This window comes from Syntrophorhabdaceae bacterium (assembly GCA_035541755.1).
Lineage (GTDB): Bacteria > Desulfobacterota > Syntrophorhabdia > Syntrophorhabdales > Syntrophorhabdaceae > PNOF01.
Map to the genome: position 1 here is coordinate 23,505 of DATKMQ010000016.1, position 15,844 is coordinate 39,348.

At 52.9% G+C, this 15,844-nt stretch carries 16 protein-coding genes; 15 read left to right on the forward strand and 1 reads right to left on the reverse strand.

Features of this window, described 5'->3' with window-relative positions; translation table 11 throughout:
- The first annotated feature begins 122 nt into the window (after positions 1-122).
- From gnd to VMT62_01255, 7 genes are all read left to right on the forward strand, one after another.
- On the forward strand, positions 123-1,079 hold the full coding sequence (gene gnd, locus VMT62_01225) for a decarboxylating 6-phosphogluconate dehydrogenase (GenBank protein ID HVN95025.1): 957 nt from the start codon (positions 123-125) through the stop codon (positions 1,077-1,079).
- Positions 1,076-2,917 carry a transketolase gene (locus VMT62_01230; GenBank protein ID HVN95026.1) on the forward strand — a complete coding sequence of 614 codons (1,842 nt, stop codon included), beginning with the start codon at positions 1,076-1,078 and terminating at the stop codon, positions 2,915-2,917. The genes gnd and VMT62_01230 overlap by 4 nt, the downstream gene beginning before the upstream one ends.
- Positions 2,914-3,777 carry a transaldolase family protein gene (locus tag VMT62_01235; protein ID HVN95027.1) on the forward strand — a complete coding sequence of 288 codons (864 nt, stop codon included), beginning with the start codon at positions 2,914-2,916 and terminating at the stop codon, positions 3,775-3,777. Before VMT62_01230 ends, VMT62_01235 begins: the two co-directional genes overlap by 4 nt.
- Before the next feature lie 116 nt (positions 3,778-3,893).
- Positions 3,894-4,352, forward strand: coding sequence for a ribose 5-phosphate isomerase B (rpiB, locus tag VMT62_01240; protein ID HVN95028.1), 459 nt, complete (start codon positions 3,894-3,896; stop codon positions 4,350-4,352).
- A 36-nt stretch (positions 4,353-4,388) separates the two neighbouring features.
- The gene (zwf, locus tag VMT62_01245) at positions 4,389-5,942 is read left to right on the forward strand and encodes a glucose-6-phosphate dehydrogenase (GenBank protein HVN95029.1); all 1,554 of its coding nucleotides are present in this window, start codon (positions 4,389-4,391) and stop codon (positions 5,940-5,942) included.
- A gap of 42 nt (positions 5,943-5,984) precedes the next feature.
- A complete protein-coding gene (gene pgl, locus VMT62_01250; GenBank protein HVN95030.1) occupies positions 5,985-6,791 on the forward strand; it encodes a 6-phosphogluconolactonase in 807 nt (268 codons plus the stop codon).
- A gap of 386 nt (positions 6,792-7,177) precedes the next feature.
- A complete protein-coding gene (locus tag VMT62_01255; protein HVN95031.1) occupies positions 7,178-7,909 on the forward strand; it encodes a c-type cytochrome in 732 nt (243 codons plus the stop codon).
- A gap of 123 nt (positions 7,910-8,032) precedes the next feature.
- Here the strand turns inward: VMT62_01255 and fsa are convergent, their stop codons facing one another.
- The gene (gene fsa, locus VMT62_01260; GenBank protein HVN95032.1) at positions 8,033-8,677 is read right to left on the reverse strand and encodes a fructose-6-phosphate aldolase; all 645 of its coding nucleotides are present in this window, start codon (positions 8,675-8,677) and stop codon (positions 8,033-8,035) included.
- Positions 8,678-8,978: 301 nt separating this feature from the next.
- Here fsa and VMT62_01265 point away from each other — a divergent pair, with 301 nt between their 5' ends.
- The 8 genes from VMT62_01265 to VMT62_01300 all read left to right on the forward strand — a co-directional run.
- Positions 8,979-10,343, forward strand: coding sequence for a TrpB-like pyridoxal phosphate-dependent enzyme (locus tag VMT62_01265; GenBank protein HVN95033.1), 1,365 nt, complete (start codon positions 8,979-8,981; stop codon positions 10,341-10,343).
- Between the two features lie 47 nt (positions 10,344-10,390).
- Positions 10,391-10,663: a hypothetical protein gene (locus VMT62_01270; GenBank protein HVN95034.1), complete on the forward strand. Its 273-nt coding sequence runs from the start codon at positions 10,391-10,393 to the stop codon at positions 10,661-10,663.
- A 134-nt stretch (positions 10,664-10,797) separates the two neighbouring features.
- Positions 10,798-12,033 (forward strand): hypothetical protein, encoded by a 1,236-nt coding sequence (locus VMT62_01275; GenBank protein HVN95035.1) that lies wholly within the window; start codon positions 10,798-10,800, stop codon positions 12,031-12,033.
- A gap of 16 nt (positions 12,034-12,049) precedes the next feature.
- Positions 12,050-13,090: a hypothetical protein gene (locus tag VMT62_01280; protein HVN95036.1), complete on the forward strand. Its 1,041-nt coding sequence runs from the start codon at positions 12,050-12,052 to the stop codon at positions 13,088-13,090.
- 103 nt (positions 13,091-13,193) lie between these two features.
- Positions 13,194-14,189: a glycosyltransferase family 2 protein gene (locus VMT62_01285; GenBank protein ID HVN95037.1), complete on the forward strand. Its 996-nt coding sequence runs from the start codon at positions 13,194-13,196 to the stop codon at positions 14,187-14,189.
- 367 nt (positions 14,190-14,556) lie between these two features.
- On the forward strand, positions 14,557-14,826 hold the full coding sequence (locus VMT62_01290; protein ID HVN95038.1) for a hypothetical protein: 270 nt from the start codon (positions 14,557-14,559) through the stop codon (positions 14,824-14,826).
- Between the two features lie 79 nt (positions 14,827-14,905).
- A complete protein-coding gene (locus VMT62_01295) occupies positions 14,906-15,247 on the forward strand; it encodes a hypothetical protein (GenBank protein HVN95039.1) in 342 nt (113 codons plus the stop codon).
- 66 nt (positions 15,248-15,313) lie between these two features.
- On the forward strand, positions 15,314-15,844 hold a 531-nt coding region (locus tag VMT62_01300), incomplete at its 3' end, for a kelch repeat-containing protein (GenBank protein HVN95040.1).

A 15,844-nucleotide genomic window follows, 5' to 3' on the forward strand; every position in this document is an offset into this window, starting at 1 on the left:
GTTCTTGATCGGAACAAATCCTGTGTTTTTTCATGAAGCCTTGAAACCGGGAATGCCCCTCCTTATATTTAGACTATCGAAAACCCGCCCTCCTTCGGAGGAGATTCTCACAGGGGGATTGGATGGAAATACCGCTCGACATGGAAAGGCCTGTTGCACAGAAACTGAGGCTTGGTTACATCGGCCTTGGGAAGATGGGTTTCAATATGGTGGAACGGCTCCTTGAAAAAGGGTACCGGCCCGTTACCTTCGACGTAAACGAAGACGCGACAAAGAAGACCGCCGGACTTGGGGCCGAGCCAACGGCGTCTCTCAAGTCTCTAGCCGGTACCCTTTTGCCACCGCGTCTCGTCTGGCTCATGGTCCCCCAGGAGACCGTGGATCATGTTCTCGAGGGCATTGTCCCTTTTCTCGGTTTCGGGGACACGATCATAGACGGGGGAAACTCTCATTACAAAGATTCCATGCGCCGGGCTCAAGCGCTCACCCCCGCGGGCATTGAGTTTCTCGATGTGGGTGTGAGCGGAGGCCCATCTGGAGCCCGAAACGGGGCCTGCATCATGGTGGGCGGAAAGAAAAGCGTTTTCGACGGATACGAAGACCTATTTCGCGATCTCTCTGTGCCCGGAGGGTATGAGTATATAGGCGTACAGGGAGCCGGCCATTTTGTGAAGATGATCCACAACGGTATCGAATACGGCATGATGCAGTCCATGGCAGAGGGGTTCGCGGTTATGAGGGAGGCACCTTTCAATCTGAGTCTCACGGCTATTGCTTCCCTGTTTAGCCACGGGAGCGTTATCGCGTCCAGGCTCACAGAGTGGCTCGGCCAGGCTTTTCGGGAATACGGGGAGGGCTTGGAAGCTGTCTCGGGGGCCGTGGCCCAGAGCGGAGAGGGCATGTGGACCGTGGAAGCGGGCAAAGAATACGGAGTCTCGACCGCCGGCATAGCCGCAGCCGTTCAGTTCAGAGCTGAATCGCTCACACATCCGAGTTATGGCGGACAGATTCTTTCGGCCTTACGAAACCAGTTCGGACAGCACGACGTTTTTCGAAAACCACGGGAAGACGCGGCATGACAGCTCCCGTCTCCCCTCAACCACTGGAAAAGCTGGCACGACTGATCAGGTACTATATCCTTGCGTCGACGACTGAGGCCGGCTCCGGGCATCCCACGTCCTCACTCTCTGCCACCGACCTCATGACGGGACTTTTTTTTGGAGGCGCTTTCAGATTTGATGTAGATGATCCGCACCATCCCAACAACGATCGGATAATCTTTTCAAAAGGCCACGCGTCTCCTCTGTTCTATGCCATGTGGGCCGCTGCCGGCGGCGTGGATTTCTCGGAACTTATGACCATGAGAAAATTCGGAAGTCGTCTCGAAGGCCATCCCACTGTTGCTTTCCATTACACCGAGGCGGCAACCGGTTCCCTTGGCCAAGGTCTTTCGATCGGCGTCGGCATGGCGCTTAATGCCAGGTATCTCGACAAATTGCCGTACAGGACCTACGTGCTCTTAGGCGACAGCGAAATGGCCGAGGGTTCCCAGTGGGAAGCCATTCAGATAGCTGCCCATTATAAGCTCAATAACCTCGTCGGCATCATCGACGTGAACCGACTCGGCCAACGCGGCGAGACCATGTACGGCCATGACCTTAAGGCGTATGAGCAAAGGATTGCGCCTATGGGATGGGAGACTCTCCTCATTGACGGCCACGATTTCAATCAGATCGTCGCCGCCTATGAACACGCGGCGGCGTCTCAATACAAACCCGTTATGATCATCGCAGGGACGATCAAAGGCAAGGGCGTTTCGTTTATCGAAGACAAGAACGGCTGGCACGGCAAGGCCTTGAGTAAGGGGGAGTTTGAGAAGGCCGTTCTTGAACTTGGTCCCATTGATCGTTCGCTCAAAGGAGAAATACTCAAGCCGGAGGACACAAAGCCACGCACACCCCAAGCGGGACGTGTTGTAGACCCGGATTATCCCGCCGTAAAGCCCGTAGCCACGCGCAGGGCCTACGGCAACGCCCTGGCCAGGATATTCCCCGGTTTCCCCGATATCGTGGCCCTTGACGGGGAGGTGAGCAACTCCACCTATTCTGAGATCTTTGAGGCTATCCACGGGGACCGTTTCTTTGAGATGTATATTGCAGAGCAGAACATGGTTGGATGCGCGGGCGGATTGGCGGTCCGAGGTAAAACCCCCTTCGTCTCTACCTTTGCCGCTTTTTTCACCCGTGCGTTTGACCAGATACGAATGAGCGAGTATTCCGGAATGAACATCAAGTTCGTAGGGTCCCATGCCGGAGTCTCCATCGGACAGGACGGTCCTTCCCAGATGGGTCTTGAGGACATTGCCATGTTCAGGACACTACTAAACGGTGTGGTTCTCTATCCATGTGATGCGCTCTCCACGGAAAGACTTGTCGAAAGAGCGGCAGAGCACAGAGGGATTGTCTATATCCGGACCACCAGGATGGATACGCCGATTCTCTACGACATAGGGGAAGACTTCATAATCGGCGGAAGCAAGGTGCTCCGTCAAAGCGCGTCCGATTCGGTGACGGTGATCGGGGCGGGGGTGAGTGTTTTCGAGGCCCTGGCAGCTTTTGAGGTGCTGAAAAAGGAAGGTGTGGCAGTGAGGGTTATAGACCTTTATAGCATCAAGCCTCTCGATGCCGCCACGCTCCACAATGCTGCCAGGACTACCAAAGCGATCATTACCGTTGAGGATCACTATGCAGAGGGTGGCCTGGGAGAGGCCGTACAGAGCGCCCTCGCACTCCATCCGACTCCCGTCCATATCCTCGCGGTGCGCAGGATGCCGGCAAGCGGTACCCCACAGGAACTTCTCGACTACGAAGGCATTTCGAGAAATGCCATTGTTGAGAAGGTGAAGGAGGTTTTGTGAGGCCCAAAGGACTGAAAACAAGAATATTCCTTGACGGCGGAAACCCTTCGGAGACCATGCAAATCATCGACTTACTGGGGTTTGTTGACGGCCAGACCACGAACCCCACGCTCATATCGAGGAATCCGGAAGCCAGAAAGCGTCTTGAGACGGGCCACAAATTCAGTGCCGGAGAAATCCTGGACTTCTATAAGGATGTGGTTAAAACCATATCATCCATGATACCCGAGGGGTCTATTTCCGTGGAGGTCTACGCGGAACCCTTATCGAATGCCACCGACATGGTGCATCAGGGCATGGAAATGTTCTCGTGGATACCCAACGCTCACATTAAATTCCCCACTTCTCATGAAGGACTTAAGGCGGCAAATACGGCGATAGCCCAAGGCCTGAGGATCAATATGACACTCTGTTTTTCTCAGGCACAGGCTGCCGCCGTGTATGCTGCAACAAGGGGGGCACGCAAAGGGCAGGTTTTTGTTTCCCCCTTTATCGGGCGCCTTGATGACAGGGGCGAGGACGGCATGGATGTTATCGCGAATATTATGAAGATGTATGAGCAGGGCGACGGTCACGTCGAGGTGCTTACGGCCAGTGTACGAAACCTGGATCATTTTTTGTATGCGTTGAAGCTCGGCTCGGATATTATTACGGCGCCTTTTGAAATCCTTAAAGCGTGGGGCAAGGAGGGGCTTAAGCTTCCCGGGCCCAATTACCGGTATAATCGTAAAGAATTGAAGGCCATTCCCTATAAGGAGATCGATCTCTCCCTTAACTGGCAGGAGTATGATATCGTCCACGATCTTACACAGGCGGGCATGGAACGGTTCTCGGCGGACTGGAATGCGCTCATCGGATGAGCCATAATGAGTACGGCTGCCATCATTTCTCGCTCGTGACGTAATAGACGGCAGTGCGTCCCGGCCTCTGGTTTTGAGAGGGTCCTTAAACAAGGGCAGGAAAGGAGCGATCTGGTATGAAGGTTGCGATCGGTTCGGACCACGGCGGTTTCGGGCTTAAAGAGGCGCTCGTGGCTTTTGTGTTGTCCAGGGGCCATGAAGTGACCGATGTGGGGGCCTTTTTCATGGACCGGGATGATGATTATCCTGATTATACCCGTCTTGTTGCCGAGATGATCCTGAAGGCGGAGGCTGAGCGAGGCATCGTGGTGTGTGGAAGCGGTGTCGGCGCCTCCATAGCCGCGTCAAAATTTCCCGGCATCAGGGCGGCGGTATGCCACGATGCGTACTCGGCCCATCAGGGCGTGGAGCACGACGATATGAACGTGCTTTGCCTGGGACAAGCGATTATCGGAGAGGAGTCGGCCAAGGAGATTGTGTCAAATTTCCTGAAAGCGCACTTCATGGACGAAGTGCGCTACGTGAGGAGGCTCCAAAAGGTGAGGGCCATAGAGCGAGAATTCATGAAGCCGTGAGAGATTGGGGAAACACGTCACATCGAAGGGTGGGGTATGGACGAGAGGGGATTTGAAAAGATTATTGAGGGGCGGTTCCTTCAGACCTGCGATATACCCGAAGAGACCCTGAACGTAGAGCCCTTCACCATGGTGATCTTTGGCGGTGCCGGCGATTTAAGCAAGAGAAAGCTCCTACCGTCACTCTACCACCTGTATTCGTCAAACGAACTGACGGATGAATTTTCCGTACTGGCCTTTGACAAACTGACACTTACGCGCGATGAATATCTTGCCATGACGAGGGAAGCGGTGAAGACCTTCGAGGAGTCATCATTTCATGAGGACGCCTGGAGGAGCTTTGCCGGTCACCTCCACTACATGTCGGGATTCTTTGAATACGATGAGAACTATCGCAAGCTGAATAGTGAGCTGGAACGACTGTCCAGGTCCGCAATCCGGGACGTGAAGAATGTCATATACTACATGGCAGTACCCCCCCAGGTCGCGCCACCGCTCATAGAAAAGCTGAGATTGAATAACTTCTGTAAGGGCGCCTTCCAAACCAGGATCGTCATGGAAAAGCCTTTCGGCCGGGATCGGAACTCCGCTCAGGCCTTGAACAAGATTCTCACCAATGCCTTCGATGAAAACCAGATTTACAGAATTGACCATTACCTTGCAAGAGACCCTGTACAGAACATCATCTTCTTCCGTTTCACCAATACACTTTTTGAAGAGGTTTGGGACCGCCGTCTCGTGGACAACGTACAGATAACGGTAGCGGAAAGCATCGGCATCGAACATCGCGGGCAGTTCTATGAGCAAGCCGGTGTGGTGCGAGATATGCTGCAGAACCATATCATGCAAATCTTGGGGCTTACGGCCATGGAACCTCCGGTAGGCTTTGATGCCGATTCTGTGCGGGATGAGAAGCTCAAAATCATGCGTTCGTTAAGACCCGTGGACTCAGATTATATCGACAGGTTCATGGTGCGGGGCCAGTATGGAGGCGGTCTTGTCGGGGGTCAACCTGCGGTTGGGTACAGGGCAGAGCCCAATGTGTCTTCTCACTCCACAGAGGCAACCTTCTTCGCGGGAAAATTCTACATTGACAATCTTCGATGGGCCGGTATACCTTTTTTTATCCGCACGGGCAAGAGAATGCCAGCCCAGGTCACGGAGATATGTATAGAACTCAAGCGGCTGCCCCTGAGGTTGTTCGGACGGACCTGCGACATTTTGGAGCCGAATATTTTGAGGCTTACCATACAGCCGGACGAAAAGATTTCGCTTGGCTTTGGAGTAAAATATCCGTACTCGCACAATCAGATCTATTCTGTGAACATGGTTTTCAGCTATAAGGAGGCCTTCAAGATGCATCTCCACCATCCGTATAACCGGCTTCTCATCGACGTGATAAAGGGAGACCTCACCCTTTTTGTGAGAGAGGATGAGATAGAGGCCATGTGGACGGTTGTGGATCCCATTGTGAAGAGGTGGGAAGAGCGTGCGCCCGAGAATTTTCCAAATTACGAAGCGGGTACCTGGGGGCCGAGTGAAGCTCAAAATCTTGTTTCCAGGGAAGGAAGAACATGGAACACGGCGTGAGGAAGAAGACCCGTGGGGTGAGCCTTAAAGGCGGAGAATGAATTGAGGACTGATAGAGGGCGCAAAAACGAAAAGAAGGATGAGGCCATGGATCAGGCGAGGAAAGTGATTGTCTTCGATACCGAAGCGGCGCTCGTCAGTTTTGTGATGAAGATATGGCGCCGTACCGCGCTCACCGCCGTCGCACAAAGGGGATCGATGAGGGCTGCCATTTCGGGAGGAAAGACGCCGCTTGGCTTCTATCGGGCCATGGGAGAGCATGCAAGAGATCTTCCCTGGGACAGAACCACCCTTTTTTTGGTCGACGAACGGTTTGTCCCCCACACGGATGCTCAGAGTAATTTCGGCATGATACGTAAGGTCCTCCTCGAAGCGCTGCCGCTCGCCAGAGAGAACGTCCATGCTGTGGAAACGCAAGGGCTCACGGGTGAGGAAGCAGCAGAGAGATATGAGCGAGAATTGATACGGGTATTTAGCCTGAAGCCGCACGAGCTCCCACGGTTCGATCTCATTATGCTCGGCATGGGTCAGGATGGGCATGTGGCGTCGCTATTTCCGGGAAGCGCCCTCCTCAGCGAGACGAGGCGTCTCGTAGGATATGCTGACCGGGAAAACGGTCTCACCGGCCGGGTCACTCTGACTATGCCGGTGTTGAACGGCGCCCGAAGCGTCATCTTTCTCATCGAGGGACTCGATAAGGCAGAGACACTCAAGAAGGTAATAGAGGAGCGGGACGCGTCCCTGCCTGCAACCCGTGTGAGGGCCGTTGACGGCGACGTTCTCTTTGCGGTGGATAAAGAGGCCGCTGACAAATTGACACCGAATGCTTACGTCAAAGGTGCGCCGTGAAGATCGAGATAACAGTGAAGAATGGAAAAAGACCGCTTTCTCATACGGATGAACTGATATTATTGGGGCCGGGACCTCGTGATCACTACCCCGGGGCTGCGGTTGGTGCAATTGATCGCGGAGAATATAGGCAAAGACTTCAACCGGCATCCTGCCGGTTGCCGGCAAAGAACCTCTCAGCCAACCTCCTTATTCTGGCGACGACAGGCTCTTTGTCCATATTTTCCCGGGGGACAATCGGGCCGGCCCCTCTCTTATAGACCGCATACTTAACGGGCATATCGTTTACCGTTAAGGTAATTCATACGACGTGTTAGATGCACAATTGCAGGGCCGTTAAGATCTCGTTTAGGTGACGGTTCCGGAATGACTAAGGAGCGATGCGCATGATTGATTCGTGGAGCAAGGCAATTTATGGTTTTATGAGCAGGATGGGCTTTCCTGATCCTATCCATCCCGCCCTCGTACACATACCAATGGGCCTCATAATAGGGGCTTTCATATTCGGTTGGATAGCGGTCGTGTTTAAGCGGGAGAGACTTGCTCTCTCGACCAGGGATTGTCTCATCCTGGCCCTCATCAGCTTTTTTCCCACGGTCTTTTTCGGTCTCATGGACTGGCGACACTTCTATGCCGGTCAGTGGCTTACACCCGTTATCATAAAGATGATCCTCGCCGGAGTCCTTCTCATTCTCCTCTGCATCGCGCTCGGTTTCTCCTTAACGGGCAAGGCACGCTCAACAGGCGCTCTTGTTACGTATACTTTATGCGTGGTCGTGGTTGTGCTTCTCGGGTGGTTTGGGGCCCGTCTCATCTATTCCAGTAAGCCGTTAAGTGGCGGGGTGAAGCCAACCGAGCTCGCCGGCGAGAAGACCTACAACGCCTATTGCGCCGGCTGCCACCCCCGGGGTGGAAACGTAGTGAAGCCCGACAAACCGTTGCGAAGCGCCCCTCAACTCACGAGTTTTGAAGCGTTTCTCACGCTTCTGCGTGGCCCTGTCGCACCCATGCCTTCCTTTTCGGACAAGCAGATATCGGACGGTGAGGCAAGAAATCTCTACGATTATATTACGAATGTGCTCAAAGCCTCCGATGGGGGCGAGACGCTTAAGCGATGATGGTTGTCGACTTGAGGCTCCGACTCAGGGCTTTCTTGGGTGCGCCTCACTCATGCGGAGGTCGATCCTAAAGGGCTCAAGCTCCCGAGAGAAACGTGAGTCCTCACCGTAAGGGTTACCCTCTTATTTCTGTATGCTCTGCCAGTCCTTCAGGAATCGCTCGATACCGATGTCGGTCAAGGGATGATTCATGAGCTGTTTGAGCACGTTAAAAGGGATTGTGGCGATGTCGGCGCCGATGAGCGCGGCATCGAGCACGTGGACGGGATTGCGGATGCTTGCCACGATGACTTCCGTCTCGTACCCGTAATTCATGAATATTCTGCAGGTGTCGTCGATTATGGCCATGCCCTTTTGTGAGATATCGTCGAGGCGGCCGATGAAGGGGCTCACGTAGGTGGCGCCTGCCTTGGCTGCGATAAGCGCCTGGACAGGCTGAAAGATGAGCGTCACATTTGTTTTGATCCCCTCAAGCGAAAGAGTCCGGACGGCTTTTACGCCCTGTTCGGTCATAGGGATTTTGATAACGGCATTTCTTCCCAGAGAAGCGAGCTTTCGTGCCTCCTCACACATGCCTTCGGCGTCTTTGGCGATGACTTCAAGGCTTACCGGCCCGTCAACGGTCTTGAGTATTTCTTCGATGACGCGTTGAGGGTCCTTCTTTTCCTTAGAGAGGAGCGTAGGATTTGTGGTTACCCCGTCGACCAAGCCCATCTCCAGGCCCTTTCTTATTTCCTCGATATTCGCCGTGTCAATAAAGAATTTCATGTAGTCCCTCCGGGAAACAATTTCGGTTTGAAAAAAACGTGTGTAATTATACACGATCGAGCAAAAGAATAGAAAACTTATTTTTGTGCTGGCGATTCATCTTGACAGCCTTTGTTCTTGTGTGTTATGAACATACCATGACGAGAAAGACCTACACAGCGCAATGGTGGTGGTGGCAGTTATCATAGGTGTGAAACCGTAATAACTGGCCATGAACGGTTTCACACTGTTCATGGCCTTTTTTATTTGAGGCCGTGGGCTTAAACTCATGGCCTCAAATACTATTTAGGGAGGAATACAAATGGAGAAAAAAATATTGTTGAGTGAAAAGGATATGCCAAGGGCATGGTACAATATCCAGGCAGATCTGCCGAGTCCGCTTCCGCCCCCTCTGAATCCGGCGACGGGTGAGCCTATCACACCTGACATGCTCACACCCATCTTTCCCATGAACCTTATCGAACAGGAAGTGAGTTCGGAGCGCTGGATTGATATCCCTGAAGAAGTGCTCGAACGGCTCCTCATGTGGAGACCAACCCCTCTATGCAGGGCCACCGCCCTGGAGAAATTTCTCGGAACGCCCGCCCGGATTTATTACAAGAATGAAGGTACGAGCCCTCCGGGAAGCCATAAACCAAACACGGCCCTGGCCCAGGCATACTACAACAAAGTCGCGGGTATCAAACGGCTCACCACGGAGACAGGGGCGGGCCAGTGGGGGAGCGCTCTGGCTTTTGCGTGTAACCAGTTCGGCCTTGAGTTGAAAGTCTACATGGTGCGGGTGAGCTATAATCAGAAACCCTATCGCAGGGTCATGATGGAGACCTGGGGCGGCAAGTGTATACCGAGCCCTAGCCCCGAGACAAACGCAGGGAGAAAGTTCCTCGAAGAGAACCCCGACCACCCGGGAAGTCTCGGCATCGCGATCAGCGAAGCGATTGAAGACGCCGTTACGTCCAAGAATACAAAGTACTCCCTGGGCAGCGTGTTGAACCATGTCATGATGCACCAGACAGTCATAGGCCTCGAGGCGGAAAAACAGCTCGCTGCTGTGGGAGATTACCCGAACATCGTGATCGGCTGTGCCGGCGGCGGGAGCAATTTTGCCGGCGTCTCCTTTCCATTTGTGCGCGACAAGATTCACGGAAGACAGATCAGGATCATCGCATCAGAGCCGACCTCATGCCCGTCGCTCACTCGCGGTGATTATGTCTACGATTTCGGCGACACGGCGCAGACCACCCCTTTATTGCCCATGTACTCCATCGGTCACAATTTTGTACCGGCCCCGATCCACGCAGGGGGACTCAGGTATCACGGTATGGCGCCGCTCGTAAGCAAGTTGTATACCGACGGTCTTATCGAGGCCAGGGCATATAACCAACTGGAAACGTTCGCTGCGGGCCTCATCTTTGCACGAACGGAAGGCTTCATTCCCGCGCCCGAGACAAATCATGCCATTGCATGCGCCATTGACGAGGCCAAGCGGGCCAAAGAGGAAGGCAAACAAAAGACCATCTTGATGAACTTCAGCGGTCATGGAATTATCGACCTTCCGTCCTATGACGCCTTCATGTCGGGAAAACTCCAGGATTACGTGCTGCCGAACGATGAGATACAGAGACTGCTGAAAGATCTTGAGAAGTTCCCGAGACCAGGAAAATAGGGGTGACAAATAGGGGGTGACCGGGATAAGATACGGGTGACGGGCACATGCCTGTCCCCGTATCACGGTTTAGGGTAGTGAGCATGGAGATTTACTGCACCCAGCTTGGTATGATCATAGAGATCGGTTACTGTCTATCGGTAAACCAGGGTCTGCCTTGCAGAAACACCACAGGTTGTTGGAAGGACAGGACTGATATCGCGGCCCTGCTTAAGGCAAAGTTTACCGATGAACAGTTGAGAGAGGCATTTCAGGGTCTCCCGAAATCCAAGCTTGAACGGATCCTCGAGTCGGTCAAATCTGCACGCAAACAGAAGTGACAAATGCCTGGAATCGCTATGGGACAGGTCCGGACCTTATTGTCCGCCATGCGTGGATGGCTTTCTCGCGATAGCGATAACACCACGGTGGTGGCGTCGAGGAATCCTCTGAGAGGGGTGTGATAGAATAAGGTATGCATGAAGAAATCTGCCAAACGCTCCTCGCCAATGGTGTAGAGATCCTGTACGTGACCAACAGGGCCGTTGAAAATTCAGTGAAACGGCAGGCGACGGGTGTTCCGTCCTTCCATTGTGAAAGGGTGATCAATGAAGCTGCGGCGGTTGAGTCGGCCCTGGCGGCAAGTCTGGCTGGAAAACGAACAGCCTGTCTTTCCTCAACGGAAGCGCTCTATGAAGCCGTTTACCCTCTTACGCGTTGCGCTTCAGCAATTGTAGATCGCGGATTTCTCATCATCGCCGTCGAGGAGAATGACCAGGAGGTAACACCGTTAGGGCTCTACTCGAAATTGCCCCTCCTTGTCACTGAAGATGTCCATGAATTCGAGGGCGCCGTAGAATACGGCTACGCACTTTCCGAGCGGTACAAGATACCCGTGATGATTGAGACTGCAGCGCTCACCGGTGGGAGAGGTGAACAACGGGCCACTGACCGGTTTGCAGGGGCCGACCGGAGACCCGGGCGTAAGAATCAAGAGCCGGAGGCCAAACCCGCGCGTACAATATACAATTTCTCTCAGGCAAGATGCGAACGTTCAAATGAGCTTGACCGAAAGATAGAAAAGATACGCACGGAGTTTGAGAACTATGAAGGAAATCGAATGATCGTGAGGAATGAGACCGGGCTCATCACGAGTCGGCTCACTTCGCTCGCGTTTTATGACGAAGATATAAGCCTTCTCAAGATATCAACGATTTTTCCCCTTCCGCTTGGGCTGGTCGCAGACTTCATCAACAAGAAAGAGATGGTTTTTATTGCCGAGACCTATCCTGTTATGGAGGCTCAAATACATGAGCGTACAAAGCTATCGAGAGGACCGGCAGGCATGCTTCACAGGGGCCCTAAGCCCGAAGAGACCACCTATGGGTTCCACGTTGTGCGGGACAAACTCGGTCCTGCATCTTCTATCAATATGGCGCGGGGGATCAAAAGGTCTATGCCCGAAACCAAGGTGCTTGCCGTTACCTACGAGGACTTTTTCTTTGATTGCGGCATCCCGGCGTTTGTTGATACACTGATTGCCGGCACTCCCTCTGTGATCCTCATTATGTCCAACAACAAAGAAGACGCGATCAAGGAGATATTTCGGGGTTTTGGTTTTCACAATTATTTTCATTTGAACGATTTTTCTGAAGTCCAGCGTTTTCGGGACGTGGAAGAATTGACGGTGCTCTTTTGCAAGGGCATTTGATGATGAGGAGCATGAAATGAAACGCCGTGGATCAGGGATGGGTTTGAGAGCCGGGGCCGTCAAGCACGACAATTTTAAAATTGCGGCTTACGCGCTTGTGCAGGCAGGTGTGGACATGGTAAGCGCGTGCAGGGGAGGGTGCGCCTTAGGGATTGTCTCTCAGATCTTTTCGCTTACGCGCGGTGCGGATAGGAAGATCTGCGCTGAATTATCGATAAACGAGAAATGCGCATTTGAGGCGGCATACGGGGCAGCGTCTCTGGGCATAAAGGCCGCCTGTGTTCTGGGAAAGGACGGTCTTAACGCGGCTTTTGCGCCCCTCGTCCGCGCCCTGGAGAAACCGATCGATGGGGGCCTCGTGATTATGGTTATCGACGATCGGGGTGAGAACAATCGCTGCGGGGAACGAGATATAGGCCTCATGGCTTCACTTTTCGGTATCTCCGTGTACGGCCCTGTGTCGTCCAAGATGATGAACGAAACGGTGCTCGATGCGGTTACCAGTTCCGTAAAGCAGAGAAAGCCCATCATCATAGAATGCGGGCAAGAATTTTCCTGGACCCGGGCGAGGCGTTCGTCCGTGCCCCTGCTTTCCGAAATGGGGAATGCGTTTCCTCACGTCCTGTTCTTAAACGAAGGTCCCAGGTATTCTCTTCATGGGGGTAGCGAAGAGGGCTGCGACGTCCCCTTGATGAGCGAACCCGTGGCCTTTGCGGCGGGCCTCTTCGACGTGTTGAGCCAGGACAGATGCCCTCTCCAGATCGTGGTTTCGATGGAGGACTTGACGTTCTTTGGGTACTGCCTCGCCACGCTCACCGACGCCGTGCGCAAACATAAGAAATTTACCCTTGTTGTGGCCGATGGCGGGGCCTATCCGCTCGCAGTTGAGAGCGCTTTGGCAGCCCTGGGGATTTCTTTCGTAAGGGTTGTAGATTCGGATGACATTGGCGCCACGACCAAAGCAGTGCGAGAGGCATTCGAATACCTGCATGAGGACGGATCAAAGCCGGCGATTATCGTGAGAAAGTGTGATCCCGCCATTCTCGTAGAACCGTAGTCGGACAATATTATCAGGGCGTGAATTCCAAAAAATATTGCACGGGAACCCCCAAGGCGTGTAAAGTATGTCAGACGATTAAGAACCTCCACGAACAGAAGACATGGACAAAAAACTCTCTATAGTCATTGTCACCAAAGATACAAAGGCGCTCGTCCAGGGTCTTTTGAGCTCTATCAAAAGGGATACCTCCCTGGCCCCGTCAATAGATCAGGTCATTGTTATGGACAATGGGTCTATAGACGGGACGGTTGATGCCATCACGCGGCAGTATCCCGACGTTATCTGCGTGAGAAACGAACAGAACAGGGGTTTTGCTGCGGCTGTGAACAAAGGCTACTCGTTAAGTAAGGGGGAGTACATTATCTTTCTCAACTCCGACACAATCCTTATCGAGGGCGAACTGACGAAGATGATTGATTTTATGGACGAGAATCCCGATGTGGCCATATGCGGCCCGCAGCTCGTGTACGAGGACATGAAGCCCCAGCGTTCCTTCGCGGCCCTCCCGTCTCTTGCGAGAGAGATCCTGCCCTTTAAGAGGTCCGGCAGGCGTACAGGTCCGGGTCGCCACCCTGAGACCGGTGCCAAACAGTCGACTCACCCGTCTTCATTACCTGTGTCCAAGCCTCGGGCAATCGCGGGCGTTCCCGTTGACTCGCTCATCGGTGCAGCGATACTCGTGCGAGCCGAGGCGCTTGTCACGCTCAACGGTTTTGATGAGAGGTTTTTCTTCTTTCTTGAAGAGACCGACCTCTGCGTTAGAGCGCGGAGGGCAGGGTACGGGGTCGTCTTCCTGCCCGAAGCTAAAGTCATCCACCTGCAGGGAAAGACGGTTCGAAGGCATTGGATTCCCGGAAGAATCGAGTACAATATTTCGCTGTATAAGTTTATCAGGAAACACCACAGGCCCGCATACTACACTCTGTTTACTGCCATAAGGTTCACCAAAGCCCTCATCTTTGTGGTAATCTTTTCTTTATTCTTTCCGTTTCTCTTCCACGGCGGAGTAAGGGCAAAATACATCTATTATACAAGGCTCCTTACGTGGCATCTCAAGGGTCGTCCGGATGGGGCGGGCCTGGCTCATCCGAAATAAAGAAAGGCATTCTCCATATAGTGATGGTTGCGCTCAGGGTGTAAGGCCCAAGACAATACCTGCATTCTTAACAAATAATACGATGTGTTCTTTCGCAAGACTATTTCTACCGCGACAATACAAAATCGGAGCACATTCGAGGCAAATCCTCCAGTCGACCCTCTTAACAATTCTTTACAAAACTTTAACAACACCCTAATATGATTGATCTCGTTTGCGCTCAGCCGAAAACCCCCTGTCCTTGGCACGGTTTGTGATTAAGCATTCTTTTACGTGAGAAACAAAAGAGCTTTGAAAACGGATCGGCTTGAGCAAGACGATGAGTGGTTTTGCAGCGAGAGACGTTAGAATTTTAAGGAGGAAAACCATGAAAAGGGTAACATCGGTAATTATTGCGGCATTATTGTTAGTTTTTGCCGCGTCACCGTGGGGAACCAGAGTGGCTCAGGCAGGACCCGGAACCAGGGCAGGTACTGACGCCTCGGCCACGCCAAGCGGAGGGACGTTCTTCGCTAACAGCCCGGCGGGCACGTGGTTCTATTTCAACGCCGCCGGGACCAAGGACCCGTTTGCCCTTGGTTCCAGTACTTCCGGAACCGCTTTGCAGAAATTCGTGGACATGGGAGTGAATCCATAATCACAATATTATGCAGAACACAAAAAACGTTTGACATTTTCAAGAAACAGTAAGATAATTAAGTAATTAGGAAATGGGTGTGGGGACGATCACGAAAACGCTGCGCAAATCAAAATCGACCCTTCTTATTCTCTGCATGCTTGCCTTCTTTCCCGGAACATACTTATGTGCGGACGAGCCCTCTCCAAAGGAGCCAAAGCAGCAAGGAAATCCTTGCGCAGGGGCGGAGATAACCATACAGATCATATCGCCCGTGAACAACGCTTTCAGATATGGCATACTCATATACGATCCGCTGGTGCATGAGCTCGGCGTATATGGGCGGCCAGGAAATGAAGGCTTTGCCGCGCAGGAAAGACCACAGACCGCAACTGAACTTGTGTCAAGAAGATCGGAAACCACCGGATGCTTCCCAATGTGACCATGAAAGAGTCGAATGCCGTGTGTATGTCACATGATACCCAAAAACCCTGAAGGTGTAGACATCGTGCAAAAGACCCTAGTCAAGAAATACACTATAGGAGTTATCGCGGTATTTATTTTGCTCCTCTGCATCAATGAGCTCTTTGCCGACCCCGACATTTGGACGGAGAGGGCCGATTTCGGTGGAACAGCACGCGGCAGCGCCGTGGGTTTCTCGATAGGAAGCAGAGGTTACGTAGGAACCGGATGGGACAATTCAGACAGACGAGATTTCTGGGAGTATGATCCCGCCACAGATACATGGACGCAGAAGGCCGATTTCGGGGGGGCGGCCCGGGTTCTTGCCGTGGGCTTCTCCATCGGGACCAAAGGTTATGTGGGTACGGGATTCGATAGCGCATATTTATTTTATAACGACTTCTGGGAGTATGATCCCGTCGCAAATACATGGACGCAGAAGGCCGATTTCGGGGGGGCGGCCCGATATGCCGCAGCGGGATTTTCAATCGGGACAAAAGGCTACATAGGGACGGGATGGGACGGAGTAGCGGACTACGCAGATTTCTGGGAGTATGATCCCGCCACAGATACATGG

Bases quoted from the DNA above. Each gene is read 5' to 3' on its own strand.
- gnd (HVN95025.1), top strand. From the start codon at position 123: ATGGAAATACCGCTCGACATGGAAAGGCCTGTTGCACAGAAACTGAGG.
- VMT62_01230 (HVN95026.1), top strand. From the start codon at position 1,076: ATGACAGCTCCCGTCTCCCCTCAACCACTGGAAAAGCTGGCACGACTG.
- rpiB (HVN95028.1), top strand. From the start codon at position 3,894: ATGAAGGTTGCGATCGGTTCGGACCACGGCGGTTTCGGGCTTAAAGAG.
- zwf (HVN95029.1), top strand. From the start codon at position 4,389: ATGGACGAGAGGGGATTTGAAAAGATTATTGAGGGGCGGTTCCTTCAG.
- VMT62_01255 (HVN95031.1), top strand. From the start codon at position 7,178: ATGATTGATTCGTGGAGCAAGGCAATTTATGGTTTTATGAGCAGGATG.
- fsa (HVN95032.1), bottom strand. From the start codon at position 8,677: ATGAAATTCTTTATTGACACGGCGAATATCGAGGAAATAAGAAAGGGC.
- VMT62_01265 (HVN95033.1), top strand. From the start codon at position 8,979: ATGGAGAAAAAAATATTGTTGAGTGAAAAGGATATGCCAAGGGCATGG.
- VMT62_01270 (HVN95034.1), top strand. From the start codon at position 10,391: ATGCCTGTCCCCGTATCACGGTTTAGGGTAGTGAGCATGGAGATTTAC.
- VMT62_01275 (HVN95035.1), top strand. From the start codon at position 10,798: ATGCATGAAGAAATCTGCCAAACGCTCCTCGCCAATGGTGTAGAGATC.
- VMT62_01280 (HVN95036.1), top strand. From the start codon at position 12,050: ATGAAACGCCGTGGATCAGGGATGGGTTTGAGAGCCGGGGCCGTCAAG.
- VMT62_01285 (HVN95037.1), top strand. From the start codon at position 13,194: ATGGACAAAAAACTCTCTATAGTCATTGTCACCAAAGATACAAAGGCG.
- VMT62_01290 (HVN95038.1), top strand. From the start codon at position 14,557: ATGAAAAGGGTAACATCGGTAATTATTGCGGCATTATTGTTAGTTTTT.